Genomic DNA, 259 nt, shown 5'->3' with positions numbered 1-259 from the left:
CACTCTTCTGTTACATACCTGCCCAAACATCTTTCGCATATCTTCCTTCCGCCTGCAGCTGTTCAAGCCACTCCAAGGAAACTTTTGAATCAGTGTTATGCACCTTTTCATACGCCTGAAGCAGTACATTTTCCACGGCCGGAGCCATTTTGCTTCCGTCACCGCATATATAGAGATGGCCGCCTTGGTCAAGAAGAGCAATAATTTGTTCAGCCTCGCGAAGCAGAACATCCTGTACGTAAACTGTACAGGCCTGATC

General features: G+C 47.5%; 1 protein-coding gene. It reads right to left on the bottom strand.

Annotation, left to right across the window (positions count from 1 at the left end; all coding sequences use genetic code 11):
* Nucleotides 1-10: 10 nt before the first annotated feature.
* On the bottom strand, nt 11-259 hold a 249-nt coding region (locus tag R0K30_RS22485; protein ID WP_410613122.1), incomplete at its 5' end, for a hypothetical protein.

The sequence above is a fragment of the Bacillus sp. SIMBA_154 genome (assembly GCF_046536015.1).
Classification (GTDB): Bacteria; Bacillota; Bacilli; order Bacillales; family Bacillaceae; genus Bacillus; species Bacillus pumilus_P.
This window is presented reverse-complemented; position numbering and strand designations above follow the sequence as displayed.